Genomic DNA, 18,220 nt, shown 5'->3' on the forward strand with positions numbered 1-18,220 from the left:
GCCTGCAGACAGGGTTTTACTTAACCGCCGTACACATCAAAATCGAAGTATTTTTTCGCTAACTTGTCGTAAGTACCATCTTTGCGGATTTCATCAAACGCTTTATCGATAGCGGCTTTCAGCTCAGGGTTCTCTTTGCTGAGGCCGATCCCGGTACCCACACCAAAGATTTTTTCATCTTTAACAGCCGGGCCTGCAAACGCATACTCTTTGCCCGCAGGCTGCTTGAGGAAGCCCTCGCTGGCAGCCACTTCATCCTGGAACGCGGCATCAATGCGGCCCGCAGTCAGATCCTGATACACCAGATCCTGATTAGCGTATGGCGTCACAGTCACGCCTTTTGGACGCCAGTTTTCGTTCGCGTAGGTTTCCTGAGTGGTCCCCTGCAACAGACCGATGGTTTTGCCTTTCAGCGCTTCCAGCGTTGGCTGAATTTTCGAACCTTTCGGCGCGATCAGGCGCGAGTTGGCCGCATACAGTTTTTCAGAGAAGGCGATCTCCTGCTGGCGTTTTTCAGTGATCGACAGGGAAGAGATGATGGCATCGATCTTCTTCGCTTTCAGAGAAGGGATCAGCGCATCGAAGTCGCTTTCAACAAACGTACATTTGGTTTCCATACGCTTACAAATTTCGGTCGCCAGATCGATATCAAAACCGACCAACTGCCCCTGAGCATTTTTCATTTCGAACGGTGCATACGTTGGGTCGGTACCAATACGCAGCGTTTTTGGACCCGCAGCAAATGCGCTGCCTGCAGCTGTAATTGACATTAACAGGGAGAGAGCCAGGACCTGCTTTTTCATACATTACCCCAATTTAAATATTATTTTTAATGGTTCGTGATGTGTTTGCACAGTGACTTACACAATACAATTAGCAGGTTCCGTGCCACATTTTGTGGCAAACCGCTGTTTATATTGCACGATGCTTTAGGCACTGTGATTACTCAGTTTGCAGGAAAATTTATAGCAGGTTTGTTGGCAGACCGAAGCAACAATGTTTCATTTTGGTGCGCAACTTGCACGAAAAGCGATTCAGCACCAATAGGCGCACCAAAATGGTGCGACATATTCCCCGTTATGCACCTTGCCAGCGCGTAAACAGGTCTTCATCCAGTTCGATATCAAACTGATCGAGTACCCGATTAACAGTCTGATCGACAATATCCATCACGCTCTGTGGGCGATGATAAAAAGCGGGCACCGGCGGCATAATAATGGCCCCCAGTTCTGCGGCAGCGGTCATCGTACGCAGATGGCCAAGATGCAACGGGGTTTCACGCACACACAGCACCAGTCGGCGCCGCTCTTTCAGCACCACATCAGCGGCGCGGGTCAGCAGGCCATCGCTGTAGCTGTGAACAATACCTGACAGGGTTTTCATTGAGCAGGGAAGGATCGCCATACCCTCGGTTTTATAAGAACCCGAGGAGATACTGGCAGCAATATCGCGTACATCGTGGACCACATCCGCCAGCGCCTGGACTTCACGCAGCGTATAGTCACTTTCCAGCGCCAGCGTCTGCCGCGCAGCCTGGCTCATTATCAGATGGCTCTCTACCCCGCTCACCTGCTGCAAAATTTGCAGCATCCGAATGCCATAAATCACACCGCTGGCGCCAGAGATGCCAATAATGAGTCGTTTCATACCAAATCCTTCAAAAAAAATGGGCCGGAATTGCTTCCGGCCCATCTTAGCCTATTTACCCTGAATCATTCGAGTTAGATGAAGGCGGCAAGGCTGATCATCCCCGGGAGCATAGACAACTATGTGACCGGGGTGAGCAAACGCAGCCAACGCACATATCACTCGAAGTACGACGGGTATCAGCCTTCGTTGTGCATCTCGAGATTTTCCACTTCGTTCTGACGCTGCATCGCTTTCGCATCGTCATTACGCAGAGATTGCAGATACTCCAGGTACTGCTGGTCCACGTCTTTGGTCACGTAGATACCATCAAATACCGAGCACTCAAACTGGGCAATATCCGGGTTCTCTTCACGCACCGCTTCAATCAGGTCGCTCAGGTCCTGGAAAATCAGGGCATCTGCACCGATCAGCTGGCGGATCTCTTCCACTTCACGGCCGTGAGCAATCAGCTCAGTGGCGCTTGGCATATCAATGCCATAGACGTTCGGGAAGCGAATTTCCGGTGCCGCAGACGCGAGATACACTTTCTTCGCTCCCGCTTCACGTGCCATTTCGATGATCTGCTCAGAGGTGGTACCGCGCACGATGGAGTCATCCACCAGCAGCACGTTTTTACCCCGGAACTCAGCACGGTTAGCATTCAGCTTACGGCGAACCGCGCTGCGACGCAGGTGCTGACCTGGCATGATAAAGGTACGGCCGACATAACGGTTTTTCACAAAGCCCTGACGGTAGGGCTTGTCGAGAATACGCGCCATCTCCAGTGCGATATCGCAGGAGGTTTCAGGGATTGGAATCACCACATCGATATCCAGATCTTCCCACTCGCGGGCAATCTTGGCACCGAGTTTGGTGCCCATACGCACGCGGGCGCTGTAAACCGAAATCTTATCGAGGAACGAATCCGGGCGTGCAAAGTAAACGTACTCGAACAGGCACGGATTCCACTTTGGATTTTCAGCACACTGACGGGTGGACAGCTGGCCTTTCACGGTCACATACACCGCTTCGCCCGGTGCCACATCGCGCAGGAACTCAAAGCCAAGGGTATCCAGCGCCACGCTCTCTGAAGCCACCATATACTCGATACGGCCATCAGCCATAGCGCGTTTGCCGATCACCAGTGGACGAATACCGTTAGGATCGCGGAATGCCACCAAACCGTGGCCGATGATCATCGCCACGCAGGCATACGCACCGCGAACACGCTGATGAACCGCGGCAACGGCGGAGAAGATGTTCTCTGCTTCCAGCGGGTCATGCTGGAAACGATCCACTTCCTGCGCAAAGATATTCAGCAGGATTTCAGAATCAGAGGTGGTATTCACGTGACGACGACCCGTTTCGAACAGCTCTTTACGCAGTTCGTGAGCGTTGGTCAGGTTGCCGTTATGGGCAAGAGTAATACCGTAAGGGGAGTTTACGTAGAATGGCTGGGCTTCAGAAGCACTTGAGCTTCCTGCCGTGGGGTAACGAACGTGGCCGATACCCATATTGCCTTGCATACGTTGCATGTGGCGGGCTTCAAATACATCGCTAACCAGACCGTTTGCTTTGCGCAGACGGAAGCAATTCAATGCATCAATGGTAACGATGCCTGCGGCATCCTGCCCACGGTGCTGAAGCACCGTTAACGCGTCATAAATCGACTGGTTGACCGGTGCAAAACCGGCGATCCCGACAATACCGCACATATTGACATTTCCTCATAAGCCGCAACCCCGGTTCGATTACCGGGGCAAAAAACTCGACGTGCTTTTCAGGTAATCAAAAAACCACCTGATAATACTACTGAACTGAGGGATTAGCTGGGACTGTTGCCAGTCCGGACTCTTAGAAAAACCGGTGAATGTGTCGAGGAAAAACAGCATGGCTGAAACGATCAGCACACCGCGTAATGCCCCAAAACAGACGCCAAGGACTCTGTCGGTTCCCGACAGGCCGGTTTTTTCAACCAGCGAACCAATAACGTAGTTAACAATGGCCCCGACAATCAGGGTAGCAATGAATAACACCGCTACGGCGATTCCATTTCGAACCAGTTCGTCTTCAAATCCTGTGAACCAGACGGCAAGGAAGGAGTAGTAATGACTGGCGACAAAAAATGCGCAACCCCAGGTGACGAGAGAAAGAGCTTCCCGAACAAACCCTCGGATCAGGCTAACAAGAGCCGAAAAACCAATAACCGCAATAATGACGTAATCTATCCAGACCATGAACGCTTCCAGTGACCATGCCCCTGTATCAGCCGCTCTCCCCTTGTAAGCACAGGTGCAAGGGGATACTGCCTCAGTTCGGGGCGAATTCTAACAGAAAAAGAAAACGTTTGCGTAGCGTTTTACTGACGCGATTTAAATAAACGAGAACGCTTAAAAAAACCCCTTCCGGACACCGATTTCAACGGCCCGGACCCCACCACGCAATACCTTGATTTGCCAGCATCATCACGCACGACGCCCGGAGTGACGAGGTGTCGGCTCCGGGCGCAGGGTGATCATAGCTATCGCAATAATAGTCCGTCGCTGAGAGAAACAACGGACCAGAACGGCTTATTTAACACTGTACGGTTTAACAACTCCGCCCAGCCCCGAGATCCCCTGCAATGTGCCAACGGCAGCCTGCATTTTCGCTTTCGAAGCATCCGGCCCCACGTAAATACGGGTAATTTGCCCCTGTACCGGCGTGGACGGAACGGTAAAGGCGCGGTAGCCCGACAGGCGCAACTGTGCGACGATCTCATTCACTTTTGCCGCATTTTTCAACGCACCCAGCTGTACAACCCAGGCCTGCCCTGATGGCGCTGATTCCGTCACTGGTGGCTGGCTCTCAACAGGCGCCTCCACTTTCGGCTCAGGCTTCTCAACCGGTTTCGGTTTTTCAACAGGTTTAGGCTTCTCGATCGGTTTTTCGACCGGTTTAGGCTGCGGCTTCGGCTTTTCCACCACTTTCGGCGGTTGCTGCTGCGCAGGCTTCACCGGCGGCGGCGTCACTACCGTTGGCTGGTTATGAGACTGCGGCGCGGTGGAGCCGCTGTCGGCCTGCGAGGAGTTGTCGTTAGCATTGCTACCCGCACTGATCGCCGCCCCTGCCCCTTCCGGCGGTTGTGCCGGTAAGGTTTGCGTCACAGGCGGAACCAAATCGGTTTCCTGCTGGTCTTCGGGTTTCGGCACCAGAGGAATAGCCGCAAACTCTTCTTTATAGTGCTTCTTTTTACCATCGAGTAAGCCGGGCAGCACAATCACACCCAGCGCCACAATGATAATGGTTCCGACTAAACGGTTTTGAAACTTACTTGCCACTGCCGTTCTCCGTTTCCATCGTTTCCATGACCTGTGCCACGGTGTGGAACGAACCACACACCAGCACAATATCCTGTTCGGTTGCCTGTTGCAGCGCCTGTCGCCAGGCAAGCTCAACCGAGCCAAACGCCTGTGCACCCTCAAGATGCACCATCAGCTGTTCAGCGGTGGCACCGCGCGGACCGTCGAGCGGTGCACAGTACCAGTAATCCACCTGCGGCGAGAGGCATGCCAGCGTACCGGCAATGTCTTTATCATGCAGCATGCCTACCACCGCATGTACCTTGCCGTTGCGTGGCACTTCTGCCAGGCGCCCCGCCAGATAGCCTGCCGCATGGGGGTTGTGCGCAACATCAAGGATCACCCGCGGTGATTCGGCGACCGTCTGAAAACGACCGGGCAACATGGCCAGGTGCAGTGAACGACGGATTATTGCCTCATCAACGTTAAGCGGGGATGCACGCAGCGCCGCAAGTGCGGTAGCCGCATTCGGCAATGGGACTTGTGGCAACGGCAGCTGCTCCACAGTGCCGTGGGCATCGCGGAAAGACCAGCTGTCATGAGTTACGCTGTATGACCAGTCGCGGTCGCGCTGCAACAGCTGTGCGCCCTTCTCTGCGGCCACATCCGCGATGGTGTGCGGCATATCCGGCTCACCCACTACGGCAGGTTTCCCCGCGCGGAACACCCCGGCTTTCTCCCGGCCGATGCTTTCGCGATCCGGCCCGAGCCAGTCGGTATGATCCAGCGCAATACTGGTTACCACGGCGACATCGGCATCCACAATATTGGTGGCATCAAGACGCCCGCCCAGCCCGACTTCAAGGATCACCACATCCAGCTTCGCCTCAGCAAACAGCCACAGCGCCGATAGTGTGCCGTACTCAAAGTAGGTCAGCGTGGTGTCACCCCGGCCCGCTTCAATGGCCGCAAAGGAGGTGGTATGCGCTGACTCCGCCAGTTCTTCACCCTGAATGCGCACCCGTTCGGTGTAACGCACCAGATGCGGCGAACTGAAAACGCCCACGCGATAGCCCGCCGCCATCAGCACCGTTTCAAGGGTTCGGCAGGTGGTGCCTTTACCATTGGTTCCGGCGACGGTGAAAACCACAGGGGCTGGTGTCAGAAGGTCGAGAGAAGAGGCAACGCGCCGGATACGATCCAGCCCAAGTTCGATAGCCTGAGCGTGTAAATGCTCAAGATAATAAAGCCACGAGGCAAGAGGCGACGTGGCTTGAGGAAGATTATCCATGTGTCCCGTTCACAACGTTACGGTTCATTGGTGAAAGGGACGCAGGGTCCCTTTCTCATCATCGGTCAGGCCTCGTGGCTCTGGGATGCGTCAGCAGGCGCTTCTTTGACAATATCTTCCTCAGGTGCAGGCAGATTCATCATTTTCGCCAGCACACTGGCCAGCTTGAAGCGCATCACTGGACGGCGGACGATCATGTCAATCGCGCCTTTTTCGATCAGGAACTCACTGCGCTGGAAGCCCGGCGGCAGTTTTTCGCGCACGGTCTGCTCAATTACGCGTGGACCCGCGAAGCCGATCAGGGCTTTAGGTTCCGCAATGTTCAGATCGCCCAGCATCGCAAAGCTGGCAGAAACGCCGCCCATAGTTGGGTCGGTCAGCACGGAGATATAAGGCAGACCACGTTCCTGCATCTTCGCCAGTGCTGCACTGGTTTTTGCCATCTGCATCAGCGACATCAGCGCTTCCTGCATACGGGCACCGCCTGACGCAGAGAAACAGATCATCGGGCAGTTATCTTCCAGTGCCTGCTCAACCGCACGCACGAAGCGTGCGCCCACCACGGAACCCATTGAGCCGCCCATAAAGGAGAACTCAAACGCGGCTGCAACAACCGGCATCCCATGCAGGGTACCTTTCATCACAATCAGCGCGTCGGTTTCGTTGGTCTCTTTCTGAGCCGCAACCAGACGATCTTTGTATTTTTTTGAATCCCGGAACTTGAGCACATCTTTTGGTTCCAGTTCACTGCCCAGCTCAATCAGTGAGCCTTCGTCCAGCACGCTGTGCAGACGATCGCGACCATGCATGCGCATGTGATGGTCGCATTTAGGGCAGACTTCCAGATTACGTTCCAGCTCGGCGCGGTAGAGAACCTGCCCGCAGCTATCACATTTTGTCCAGACCCCTTCAGGAATGCTTGCTTTACGCGATGGGGTGATGGTGCTCTTATTGAGAATTCGTTCAATCCAGCTCATTGATGACCTTTCTGTTTGAACCTGGCGCTCCTGCTGGGGAGCGCCAGTTTTTCTTTTTCCACGCAGCGACCTGTAGTCGCAGCGCAAACCATAATTTATCGCTCATTAAACCATAACCGCCCGTGACTGTGGATAAAAATCTGGTCAGAGGGCGCAAGCCTGAGGATTTATTTTATTGCTGTTTCTGCTGACGTGCTGCGCGGCGATGACGTACCACTTCAATCACTCCTGGCAATACCGATAGCAGGATAATCGCCACAATCAATAGCTTAAGGTTTTCCTGCACCACCGGGAAATTACCAAACAGATAACCCGCATAGGTAAACAGCAGCACCCATAGCAGTCCGCCCGCCACGTTGTACAGGGCAAAATGACGATAGGACATCTTGCCCATTCCCGCCACAAACGGGGCGAAAGTACGGACGATCGGCACGAAGCGCGCCAGAATAATGGTTTTCCCGCCATGACGCTCATAAAATGCATGGGTTTTATCAAGATAGCTGCGACGGAAGACTTTTGAATTGGGATTACTGAACAGCTTATCGCCAAACAGCCGCCCGATCGTATAGTTCACCGCATCACCCAGTATCGCGGCGACGACCATCAGTGCCACCATCGTATGCACATTGAGGTCATTGCCTGGCAGTGCGGCCAGCGCCCCCGCAACAAACAGCAGGGAATCCCCTGGCAGGAATGGCGTCACCACCAGACCGGTTTCACAGAACAGGATCAAAAACAGAATGGCATACACCCAGACACCGTACTGGGCAACCAGCTCCGCGAGGTGGACGTCGATATGCAAAATGAAGTCGACAACAAAACGAATCAATTCCATACAGGCTTCCTTTAATACTCCAGGCCAGGGTTAATCCCCGAGGAACAGTGGTCCCATCGGTGGACGGGGTATTTCAAAACGGGCGGGATAGTCGACCGCGACCAGATACAGACCCTCTGCCCGCCCTGTCGCCGCTGCCAGCTTGCGGTCTTTTGCCGCCAGCAACTCTGCTATCCAACTCTCAGGCTGATTTCCACAACCCACTTCCATCAGACTGCCAACAATGTTGCGCACCATGTGATGCACAAACGCATTGGCTTTAATATCGACCACCACATACGCGCCGTGGCGGCTGACGTTCAGATGCATCACATTACGCATTGGCGTACGTGACTGGCACTGCACGGCACGGAACGAGGTAAAGTCATTCTCGCCCAGCAGGCACTGCCCGGCACGCTGCATTTTTTCCACATCCAGCGGATGATAAAAATGCGTGATGCCACCCCCGAGGATCGCCGGCCGCAGCCGCTGGTTATAAATCATATAACGGTAACGGCGAGCCGTGGCGCTGAAGCGGGCGTGGAAATCATCCGGCACCGCTTTCACCCAACGCACGGCAATATCCGCTGGCAGATGGGTGTTCACGCCCAGCGTCCAGGCGGCATCTTTACGCTGCGAGGTGGTCTCAAAATGCACCACCTGCCCCGTACCATGCACCCCGGCATCGGTGCGCCCGGCGCAGACCACTTCCACCGGATGGTTGGCAACTTTTGTCAGCGCAATCTCCAGCTTCTCCTGCACGCTGCGGACTTCCTGCTGCCGCTGCCATCCGTAATAGCGGCTACCATCATATTCAATGCCCAGCGCGAGTTTTAACGTCAGCTGTGGCACGGCGATGTCGGACATTAGTAGAAGTACTCCTGCACCAGCTTCTCAGCGGTTTTGACGGCCATCAATGCCCCGCCAAAACGCACGTTGTCGGCCACGGACCAGAACTGCAACAGTTCAGGAATACCGTAATCATTGCGCACACTACCAATACTGAGGTGCGCACTACCGGAAGCATCGCCCACCTGCGTCGGGAAATCATCTTCTGCCGTCAGGTTGATATCTTCCACCTGGCCCAGCGCGTCACGGGCTTCTTCCGCAGAGATCGGGCGCAGGTTCTCAATGTAGACAATCTGCGCGTTACCGTAGAATACCGGTGCCTGAATGGTGCTGACCGCAATCGGCAACCCATCGTCCTGCAGGACTTTACGCACCTGCTCTACCAGACGACGTTCCTGCGGCACACTGCCCTCTTTATCGGCAATCAGCGGCAGCACGTTGAACGCCAGCTGACGACCAAAATAGCCGTCTTCCGCAGGCAGGCCGTTCAGCAGCCGCGCACTTTCACCGGCCAGCGAATCCACCGCCGCCTTGCCGTGGGAGGATGCCGCCAGCAGATTCGTTACCTGCAAACGCCCCAGACCTGCCTGATCAACCAGCGGTTTGATGGCGCACAGCAGCTGGCTGGTTAATGCATCGGCCACGCTGATAATATTGCGGTTACGGTAATCGGCCAGTACCTGTGGATTGACGTCCGGCACCACTAACGGGACATCCGGCTCGAGCGCAAACAGATCGCTGCTGTCGATCACCAGGCAACCGCCGTTAGCGGCTTCGTCAGCGTAACGTGCTGATGCTTCGCGCCCGGCAACGAAAAACGCCAGTTGCACCTGCGTCCAGTCAAACTCTGCCGCATCGGACACGTGTAACGATTTACCTTCATAGCGCAGCACTTCACCCGCACTACGTTCGCTTGATAGCGCATACAGCTCACCAACAGGGAACTGACGTTCCGCCAGCAATTCCAGTAAAGCTCCCCCTACTGCGCCTGTCGCACCTAAGATTGCGATATTCCAGCCGTCGGACATGTTGGTTTACTCCAGACAATGACACAAAAATAGAAGGCGGTGAGTTCACCGCCCGAATTTTGGGAATAAACCTACGCAGGGGATTCACCCTACGCAGGTTGACTTAATAAAGACTTAAAGGTGGGCCGCGTTAAAGCCCAGCTTATTCAGCAGCACAGCGGTGTCGGCGTTATCACACTCAACCCGCAGCGAAGACCACTCGCGGCGCTCCTGATAATTCTTGCGCAGACGATCAAACTCACCTGGGATCGCAGCCACATGGCGCAGCGGTGCATCATCGCGGCGCACATCATACACCAGATGCACCAGACGTTTCAGCGTTGCCTGATCCAGCTCACCGCGCAGCGTGATGCGGCCAAATTCCGGCGCGGGCAGCAGCGTATCCAGCGCCACCTGCTGCGGCTGGCCGATGAACTGTGTCCAGGCTTCAAAAACCTGGGTGGTACCGCGTGCTTTCCCTTCCAGGGTGTAACCGGCGATATGCGCCGTGGCGATATCCACTTTATTCAGCAGCGGCAGCGACAGCTCCGGTTCTGGCTCCCAAACGTCCAGTACCACGCTGAGGTCATCACGCTGTTCCAGCACCTTCAGCAACGCGGCATTGTCCACCACCGGGCCACGGCAGGCGTTGATCAGAATGGTGCCCGGTTTCAGCGCCAGCAACAGGGCTTCATCAGCCATATGCAGCGTCTGGTAAGGGCCCTGTTTAAACAGCGGAGTATGGAAGGTCAGCACGTCGGCTTCCGCCACCAGCTGTGCCAGTGGCTGGAAGTCCCCTTCATCACCGCGTTCGGCACGTGGGGGATCGCACAGCAGCGTGCGAATGCCCAGCGCCTCAAGGCGCGCCTGCAGGCGCCCCCCAACGTTGCCCACTCCCACAATGCCGACGGTACGGTCGGTTAACTGGAAACCGTCACGTTCGGCCAGTAACAACAGCGAGGAGAAGACGTACTCCACCACCGCAATGGCGTTACAGCCGGGTGCGGCTGAAAACGCAATCCCCTGCTGGTTAAGCCAGCTCTCGTCGATATGATCGGTGCCTGCGGTGGCGGTCCCGACAAATTTCACCGGCTTGCCGCTCAGCAGTTCGGCATTCACTTTGGTCACTGAGCGCACCATCAACCCGTCGGCATCATCCAGCTCTTGCTGCGGGATCGGACGGCCCGGCACGGCCACAACGTCGCCAGTACGGCTGAACAGTTCACGGGCGTACGGCATATTTTCATCAACGAGAATTTTCACAAGCGGTTTCCAGTCGGTTCAGGGGGAGAGTATTCTGCCATAAAGCCGCGGGCAGGGGCATCCTCAGCGCGCGGACGAAGCAGTAGTGAATGCAACAGCGACCGCCAGACCGCCCAGCGTAGCACTCCTTGACAGCCGGATCTGGCTGCCATGCCAGCGGGCAATATCCTTCACCAGCGCCAGCCCTAAACCGGTTCCTGATATCTGATGCGTGTTTTCCAGCCGGTAAAAAGGCTGCAATACCTGCTGTCGTTCTGATTCGACTATCCCTGCCCCACTGTCTTCAATATGCAGACAGCCCTCTCGCACGCTGGCGGTAATCGTCCCTCCTTCTGGCGTGTATTTGATCGCGTTATCCAGCAGATTCGAACAGAGCTCTGCCAGTAACAGCGCATCCCCCCGGATCATACAGCACTCATCGCCTTCATATCCGAGATCAATCTGCCTGCTGCGCGCCTGCGGATAGCGCAACAGGCAGGCTTCGCGCACCAGCCCAACCAGATCGATAGTGGTCATCGGCTGATTCTGCTGCATCGCCTTAATACGCGACAGTTGCAGTAAACGGTCGGTGAGCACGATGGTATCGTTGAGCGTATCACGCATCCCCTGCAAACTTTCCCGCCAGGTTGTCGGATTATTGCTGTTGAGCGCCACGCTGACCTGTGTTTTGAGGATGGTCAACGGAGTACGCAGCTGGTGAGAAGCATCTGCGCTGAAGCGTTGCTGCCTTGCTACCATCGCCCGCAGACGCTCGATATATCTGTTTACAGATACCATTAACGGTTGTATTTCAGACCAGGGCAGCATCGTCGGAAGCGGAGTCAGGTCACCCGGATCGCGTAACAACATAACGCCGGATAGACGCCGCAGCGGACGTAACACCTTATGCAAAACCCAACTTGCCAGCAGCAGAGTGATCAGCACAAGAGCTCCCTGACTGAGAATCGCGGTATACAACAGACTGCTGGCAAAATCACGCCGCGAAGTGAGCGTTTCCGCCACGATCACCAGCGCCATCCCCTGCACATTATCTTCATTAACCGGCTGCCACAGTGCCGCGAGGCGAATAGGGAGACCGTTGTAATCGGCATAATAAAAATGCACCAACGCCGGGTAATTTTTCGACAGCGGAGTATTTTTCGGCAACGATGGCAAATCATCATAACCAGAGAGGGTTTTTCCTTCCGGAGAAATAACCTGGTAATAAAGCTGGTCGTTCATATTGCGCTCAAAACTGTCGAGCACAACCCAGGGTACATCCACTTCAAGATGCCCGTGGCGCACGCGTATCCTTTCCGCCACGGTGCGGGCCGAAGCCAGCAAGGAACGGTCATAGGCCTGGTTGGCAGCCTGCAATGCACTGGCATAATGGGTATAAACCGACAACGCCCAGAGGATGAGCAGAGGCAAGCCCAGCCACAGCAACAGATGCGCGCGCAACGATGCCAGTTTCATATCTGGTGCTCAAGGCTGTATCCCAGGCCACGCAGGGTGACTATCGATACATTACTACCCAATAATTTTTTTCGCACCCGGTGGACATAGAGCTCAATACTTTCCGGGCTGGCTTCATCCGCCAAAGTGAAAATCTGTTCATAAAGCTGCTGGCGTGACACAGGACGACCACGCCGCTGCATCAGAGTGATTAAAACGCTGGATTCACGAGGCGTCAGCGCCAGCGGTTTGTGACGTAACTCGAAGTAACCTTCGTGATGAAAGACCAGCTCGCCGAAGGTCTGTGCCTCCTGCACCTGCCCCTGACTACGGCGTAATAGCGCACGAATTCGCGCCTCCAGCTCTTCAAGTTCAAACGGCTTACTCAGATAATCGTCGGCTCCCTGATTCAGCCCGTGAACCCGGTCCATGAGTTCATTGCGCGCGGTCAGCAGCAACACCGGCACAGTCTGACCGCGCTTGCGCATCCGGCCCAATAGCTCCAGACCGTTCAGGCGCGGCAGCGAAATATCCAGTAGCACCAGTTCATAATGTTCAGTTTTTAGCAAATGGTCGGCAGCCATCCCATCCGCCACCCAGTCCACGACAAACCCTGCCTGAGTTAATGCTTTCTGCAACCAGCAAGCCAGCTCCGCCGTATCTTCCACCAATAAGAGACGCATATCACACCCTGTTGTTTTTCCCATTGGCTGAAAGGTAAATGAAAGGTTGTCGCGTTAACAATTCCATAACCCCAATATTTGGGAAGGCTCACAAACTCAATGATAAGAATGGAGCAATGATGAAAATGATGATCCGCACTACCTTAGCCAGCACCCTTTTGCTGCTGGCTGTGCCCGCCACCTTTGCCGCTGATGCACCATCCCGCACCGAATGTATCGCCCCGGCAAAGCCCGGCGGGGGGTTTGACCTGACCTGTAAGTTGCTTCAGGTCACCTTGCAGGACACTCAACAGATTAAGACGCCAATGCGTGTCACCTACATGCCTGGTGGTGTAGGCGCTGTGGCGTATAACGCCATCGTGGCGCAGCGCCCGGCAGAGGCGGGGACGGTGGTCGCCTTCTCCGGCGGCTCCCTGCTTAATCTGTCACAGGGGAAATTTGGTCGCTATTCCGTTGATGATGTGAAGTGGCTGGCAGCGGTAGGAACAGATTACGGCATGGTGGCGGTACGCAGTGATTCCCCGTACAAAAACCTCAGCGACCTGCTGAAAGCAATGAAGGAGGACCCGAACAAGGTGGTCATTGGCGCGGGGGCATCGATTGGAAGCCAGGACTGGATGAAGACAGCCCTGCTGGCACGTAGTGCCGGAATTGACCCACGAAAAATGCGCTATGTCGCCTTTGAAGGCGGTGGAGAGCCCGTCACTGCGCTGTTGGGAAACCATATTCAGGTGATATCCGGTGATATGAGTGAAATGGTGCCCCATTTACAGGCAGGCAAAATGCGCGTGCTGGCGGTAATGTCTGATAAACGACTTCCTGGCGTGCTGGCAGAGGTTCCCACAGCCAGAGAGCAGGGTATCGATGTGGTCTGGCCTATTATTCGCGGTTTCTACCTCGGGCCGAAAGTGACCGATGCCGAATATCAGTGGTGGGAAAATGCATTTAAAAAAATGGCGCAGACCGAAGAGTTTAAAAAACAGCGCGATCTGCGTGGCCTGTTTGAATTCAATCTGTCTGGCAAAGAGCTGGACAGTTACGTAAAGCAGCAGGTTACCGATTATCGTGAGAAGGCAAAATCCTTCGGTCTGGCGAAATAACGGAGGCGACCATGAGCGATCGTATTTTTGCCAGCATCTGGCTGCTGCTGTGTATTGGCGGATTATTTATCGCCTGGAGCATCCAGAGCGAATACAGCTATGAACCCGTGGGACCGCGGCCCTTCCCGATGATTATTCTCGGTCTGATGGCATTCTGTGCACTGTGCCTGCTGCTGCGTAAACCGGACATCATCCACTGGCCGACAAACGGTACGCTGCTACGTTTGCTGCTGTTAATCGTCTCTCTCGGGTTGTATGGCATGCTGTTTGAAAGTCTTGGTTTTCCACTATCAACCACGCTGTTGACCTTCGCAATTGGCCTGCTGTTCGGAGCATCCTGGTGGGCTGCCGCCATTTCTGGTGTGGTGATGGGCACGGCGTTGTTCTTTGCTTTTGATCGTCTGCTTGAAGTGACCTTACCGCTCGGCGCCTGGTTGAGCTAACGGAGAACATAATGGAAACATGGTCCTTTCTGATGCAGGGATTTGCCGTCGCCATGACGCCAGAGAATCTGCTGATCGCCTTAATTGGCTGCTTCATTGGAACGATAGTCGGTCTATTACCCGGCTTAGGCCCAATCAACGGCGTAGCCATTCTGATGCCGCTGGCTTTTGCCCTGCATCTTCCGGCTGAGTCAGCGCTTATCCTGCTCGCGACCGTCTATATCGGTTGTGAGTACGGCGGGCGCATTTCGTCAATTCTGCTTAATGTGCCGGGCGATGCCGGGGCCATTATGACGGCACTAGACGGCTATCCAATGGCGCAACAGGGACGCGCTGGTGTGGCATTGTCGATCTCGGCGGTCAGTTCCTTTATTGGTTCTACCATCGCCATCGTCGGCATCATTCTGTTTGCTCCCATTCTCGCTAACTGGTCGTTGGCGTTTGGCCCGGCGGAGTACTTCGCGCTGATGGTGTTCGCCATTGCCTGCCTTGGCAGCATGATGAGTCAGAATCCTTTGAAATCCTTCCTCTCAGCACTGATTGGCTTAAGCATGGCCACGGTAGGTGTTGATGCCAATACCGGCGTTTACCGTTTCACCTTCGACAGTGTTCACCTTTCCGATGGCATTCAGTTCGTGGTGGTGGTGATTGGCCTGTTCTCAGTCAGCGAGATCCTGCTGATGCTGGAGTCCACCAGAAGCGGGCAGAAAGTCGTACGTGCAAGCGGACGAATGCTATTCAATATGAAAGAAGCTGCACAGTGTACCGGTGCAACCCTACGTTCTTCCCTGATCGGCTTTTTTGTTGGTGTATTACCCGGTGCCGGGGCGACGATTGCCAGCGCCATCGCCTATATGAGTGAAAAGAAAATAAGCGGAGCCGAAACCTTCGGCAAAGGAGATATCCGTGGCGTAGCGGCACCAGAAGCCGCTAACAATGCGTCTGCCTGCGGTTCATTTATTCCCATGCTGACACTGGGTATTCCCGGCTCGGGGACAACGGCTGTGATGGTTGGCGCGCTCACACTGTACAACATCACCCCCGGCCCGGCGATGTTTACTGAACAGCCAGATATCGTATGGGGGCTGATTGCAGCTCTGCTGATCGGCAACGTGATGCTGCTGATCATGAATATCCCGATGATCAATATCTTCGCCCGCATGCTGACCATTCCCCTGTGGTTCCTGGTGCCGGCGATTGCGTCAATCTCGGCAGTCGGGGTTTATGCCGTACACAGCACGACCTTTGACCTGCTGCTGATGGTAGGTCTGGGGGTATTCGGATATATCTTACGCAAGATGGATTTCCCGATGTCGCCGCTGATCCTCGGCTTTGTGCTCGGCGGCATGCTGGAGCAGAACCTGCGACGCGCGCTGTCGATCAGCAATGGTAATCTGCCCATCCTGTGGGAGAGCCTGATCTGCAAGCTGCTGCTGGTACTGGCGATTAGCGTGCTGGTGGTGCCGCCTGTCTGGAAAAGGTGGCGACGTAAGCGCCTGATCGCGCGCAGTGAACTTTAGTCACCACCGGATGACCCGAGCAGGGTCATCCGGTGTCAATGACATTGTGCTGCGGTTACGGTAGCGCTCCGGTGTTGTGCCAGACTGTTGCTGAAACATCACGATCAGCGCGGAAGCCGAGCTGTACCCTAAATCCAGCGCCACATCCTGCACACTTTTTCCCCGTTCCAGCAGTGAAACCGCATGCAAAAACCGCAGACGCTGCCGCCACTCGCTGAAGGATATGCCCAGCAGTGCCTGGCAGCGCCGTGAGAGTGTGCGCTCGGTGGTGTAGACCCGCTGCGCCCACTGAGCCAGCGTGGTGTTATCGGCCGGATTCTGCTCCAGCGCCTGAAGTACCGGCGCGAGGGTCTTATCCTGGGTGGAAGGCAGATAGCTTTGCTGACTCTCTGCTACCCGTAGCTGATCGATCAATACTTCACAGAGGCGAAGATCCTGCGTCGTCTGTGGCACCAGCAGCTCGCGCGCGGCGCACTCTTCGATAATCGCATGCACCACCGGACTGACGCGCAGCAGGCAGGCACGCTCGGGAAACCCCTGGCATGCATCCGCTGCAATATTAAGCGTGCGAAAATAGGCTGCTTTATGGTTGTAACAGGCGTGCTGATGGCCAGGCGGTACCCAGATCGGCAAATTGGGCGGCGTCAGCAGGCGCTCTCCCTCTACTTGCATCTCCAGCACATTACATTTCACAAAAATCACCTGCCCCCAGGGATGCTGATGCGGCAGATACTCTGTACGGGCATTGGCCAGTTCATAGCGGAAAAAGAGGGGAAGCCGTTCGGCATCCTTAGGAGCCTGGTACGTCAGTTGCTGGATCATCTTGTCCGGTTCCGGCGTGCATTTGTCTTATTATCGTTATCTGTATTAAACAGGACAAGTTTACACTAAAGCTCTCACGCTAACCTTAAGAGCATACTGATGAGTTTTCTGTTTCCCCTGCTGGCCGTGCTGATCTGGTCGATCAATGCGATTGTCAGCAAAATGTCGGCTGCAGCGATCGATCCTGCTGCGATCTCCTTCTATCGCTGGCTGCTGGCCCTGCTGATTCTGGCACCTTTTGCCCTGCCTGGCGTCTGGCGCAATCGCCAGCAGATCAAGCAATCATGGTGGAAACTGCTGGTGCTTGGCCTGCTCGGTATGGTGCTGTATCAAAGCCTGGCGTATTACGCTGCACACAGCGTCAGCGCACTGTTTATGGGCATTCTTAATGCACTGATCCCCTTACTGACCGTGTTGTTCAGCGTGGTGATAATACGACTGGCCCCGACGCAGGGCATACTGCTGGGCAGCCTGCTCTCCTTTTCCGGGCTGGTATGGCTGGTCAGCGAAGGTAATCCAGCGCAGCTGTTATCACACGGATTAGGCAAAGGTGAGATAATGATGTTCGCCGCATCCGCCTCTTATGCGCTGTACGGCGTACTGACCAAACGCTGGGCAATTCCTTTGCCGAACTGGCAAAGCCTGTGGATGCAGATCTTTTTTGGCGTCTTGCTACTGACACCTAACTTCCTGCGGGCACCCGATGTATCACTTAACACGCACAATATTCCGCTCATTTTGTTTGCTGCCATCCCTGCTTCGATCGTGGCGCCTTTCCTATGGGTACAGGGCGTAATGCGTATGGGAGCCAGCACGGCCAGTATTTTTATGAATCTGGCTCCGATTTTTACTGCAATTATTGCCGTGACCTTTCTGAATGAGTCACTGCACAGTTATCATTTCATCGGTGGAGGTATCACACTCGCTGGCGTTGTTCTCGCCCAAAATCTCCGCAATCCCTTGATGACCAGAAGAAAGTAATCACTCTCAAACCGCCGATATTGTCACGCCCTTCTCCTTAGCAGTTGCACTTTCAGCTGCTAAGATCATTCTAATAATAAAATACGCCCCACCTCCCCTCCTTAATTTTCATTAAAAAAACACACC

18 protein-coding genes are annotated in these 18,220 nt (G+C 54.9%); 4 read left to right on the forward strand and 14 right to left on the reverse strand.

Going from position 1 to position 18,220, the window contains the following annotated elements; all coding sequences use genetic code 11:
* Positions 1-20 precede the first annotated feature (20 nt).
* The 13 genes from argT to tctD form a co-directional block, all read right to left on the reverse strand.
* Entirely contained in the window at positions 21-803 is a 783-nt protein-coding gene (gene argT, locus LJN55_RS16100) for a lysine/arginine/ornithine ABC transporter substrate-binding protein ArgT (RefSeq protein WP_133841371.1), read from the reverse strand.
* 274 nt (positions 804-1,077) lie between these two features.
* On the reverse strand, positions 1,078-1,647 hold the full coding sequence (locus LJN55_RS16105) for a UbiX family flavin prenyltransferase (protein WP_133841370.1): 570 nt from the start codon (positions 1,645-1,647) through the stop codon (positions 1,078-1,080).
* Positions 1,648-1,826: 179 nt separating this feature from the next.
* A complete protein-coding gene (gene purF, locus LJN55_RS16110; RefSeq protein ID WP_133841369.1) occupies positions 1,827-3,344 on the reverse strand; it encodes an amidophosphoribosyltransferase in 1,518 nt (505 codons plus the stop codon).
* A 36-nt stretch (positions 3,345-3,380) separates the two neighbouring features.
* Positions 3,381-3,866, reverse strand: a complete 486-nt coding sequence (cvpA, locus tag LJN55_RS16115; RefSeq protein WP_133841368.1) for a colicin V production protein — start codon at positions 3,864-3,866, stop codon at positions 3,381-3,383.
* Positions 3,867-4,199: 333 nt separating this feature from the next.
* Complete coding sequence (gene dedD, locus LJN55_RS16120) at positions 4,200-4,949, reverse strand: cell division protein DedD (RefSeq protein WP_159336275.1); 750 nt, start codon at positions 4,947-4,949, stop codon at positions 4,200-4,202.
* A complete protein-coding gene (gene folC / locus LJN55_RS16125) occupies positions 4,939-6,201 on the reverse strand; it encodes a bifunctional tetrahydrofolate synthase/dihydrofolate synthase (RefSeq protein WP_227534836.1) in 1,263 nt (420 codons plus the stop codon). Before folC ends, dedD begins: the two co-directional genes overlap by 11 nt.
* Before the next feature lie 65 nt (positions 6,202-6,266).
* Positions 6,267-7,178: an acetyl-CoA carboxylase, carboxyltransferase subunit beta gene (accD, locus tag LJN55_RS16130; protein WP_159336273.1), complete on the reverse strand. Its 912-nt coding sequence runs from the start codon at positions 7,176-7,178 to the stop codon at positions 6,267-6,269.
* A gap of 172 nt (positions 7,179-7,350) precedes the next feature.
* Positions 7,351-8,013 (reverse strand): DedA family protein, encoded by a 663-nt coding sequence (locus LJN55_RS16135; protein WP_133841364.1) that lies wholly within the window; start codon positions 8,011-8,013, stop codon positions 7,351-7,353.
* 30 nt (positions 8,014-8,043) lie between these two features.
* Positions 8,044-8,859, reverse strand: coding sequence for a tRNA pseudouridine(38-40) synthase TruA (truA, locus tag LJN55_RS16140; protein WP_133841363.1), 816 nt, complete (start codon positions 8,857-8,859; stop codon positions 8,044-8,046).
* Positions 8,859-9,869, reverse strand: a complete 1,011-nt coding sequence (locus LJN55_RS16145) for an aspartate-semialdehyde dehydrogenase (RefSeq protein ID WP_133841362.1) — start codon at positions 9,867-9,869, stop codon at positions 8,859-8,861. The genes truA and LJN55_RS16145 overlap by 1 nt, the downstream gene beginning before the upstream one ends.
* A 114-nt stretch (positions 9,870-9,983) precedes the next feature.
* Positions 9,984-11,111, reverse strand: a complete 1,128-nt coding sequence (gene pdxB, locus LJN55_RS16150; protein ID WP_133841361.1) for a 4-phosphoerythronate dehydrogenase PdxB — start codon at positions 11,109-11,111, stop codon at positions 9,984-9,986.
* A gap of 63 nt (positions 11,112-11,174) precedes the next feature.
* The gene (locus tag LJN55_RS16155; RefSeq protein ID WP_159336271.1) at positions 11,175-12,566 is read right to left on the reverse strand and encodes a sensor histidine kinase; all 1,392 of its coding nucleotides are present in this window, start codon (positions 12,564-12,566) and stop codon (positions 11,175-11,177) included.
* Positions 12,563-13,228, reverse strand: a complete 666-nt coding sequence (gene tctD, locus LJN55_RS16160) for a transcriptional regulator TctD (protein ID WP_227534837.1) — start codon at positions 13,226-13,228, stop codon at positions 12,563-12,565. The genes LJN55_RS16155 and tctD overlap by 4 nt, the downstream gene beginning before the upstream one ends.
* Positions 13,229-13,347: 119 nt before the next feature.
* Here tctD and LJN55_RS16165 point away from each other — a divergent pair, with 119 nt between their 5' ends.
* From LJN55_RS16165 to LJN55_RS16175, 3 genes are read left to right on the forward strand one after another with little or no spacing between them, the layout of a single operon-like run.
* Positions 13,348-14,328 (forward strand): Bug family tripartite tricarboxylate transporter substrate binding protein, encoded by a 981-nt coding sequence (locus LJN55_RS16165; RefSeq protein ID WP_159336685.1) that lies wholly within the window; start codon positions 13,348-13,350, stop codon positions 14,326-14,328.
* 11 nt (positions 14,329-14,339) lie between these two features.
* Entirely contained in the window at positions 14,340-14,771 is a 432-nt protein-coding gene (locus LJN55_RS16170) for a tripartite tricarboxylate transporter TctB family protein (protein WP_159336269.1), read from the forward strand.
* A gap of 11 nt (positions 14,772-14,782) precedes the next feature.
* Positions 14,783-16,291 carry a tripartite tricarboxylate transporter permease gene (locus tag LJN55_RS16175; RefSeq protein WP_159336268.1) on the forward strand — a complete coding sequence of 503 codons (1,509 nt, stop codon included), beginning with the start codon at positions 14,783-14,785 and terminating at the stop codon, positions 16,289-16,291.
* Here the strand turns inward: LJN55_RS16175 and LJN55_RS16180 are convergent, their stop codons facing one another.
* Positions 16,292-17,113 carry an AraC family transcriptional regulator gene (locus tag LJN55_RS16180; RefSeq protein ID WP_159336267.1) on the reverse strand — a complete coding sequence of 274 codons (822 nt, stop codon included), beginning with the start codon at positions 17,111-17,113 and terminating at the stop codon, positions 16,292-16,294.
* Positions 17,114-17,212: 99 nt separating this feature from the next.
* Between LJN55_RS16180 and LJN55_RS16185 the strand changes: the two genes are divergently transcribed.
* Positions 17,213-18,094, forward strand: a complete 882-nt coding sequence (locus LJN55_RS16185; RefSeq protein WP_227534838.1) for a DMT family transporter — start codon at positions 17,213-17,215, stop codon at positions 18,092-18,094.
* The last annotated feature ends 126 nt before the right edge of the window (positions 18,095-18,220 follow it).

The sequence above is a fragment of the Erwinia rhapontici genome (assembly GCF_020683125.1).
GTDB lineage: Bacteria > Pseudomonadota > Gammaproteobacteria > Enterobacterales > Enterobacteriaceae > Erwinia > Erwinia rhapontici.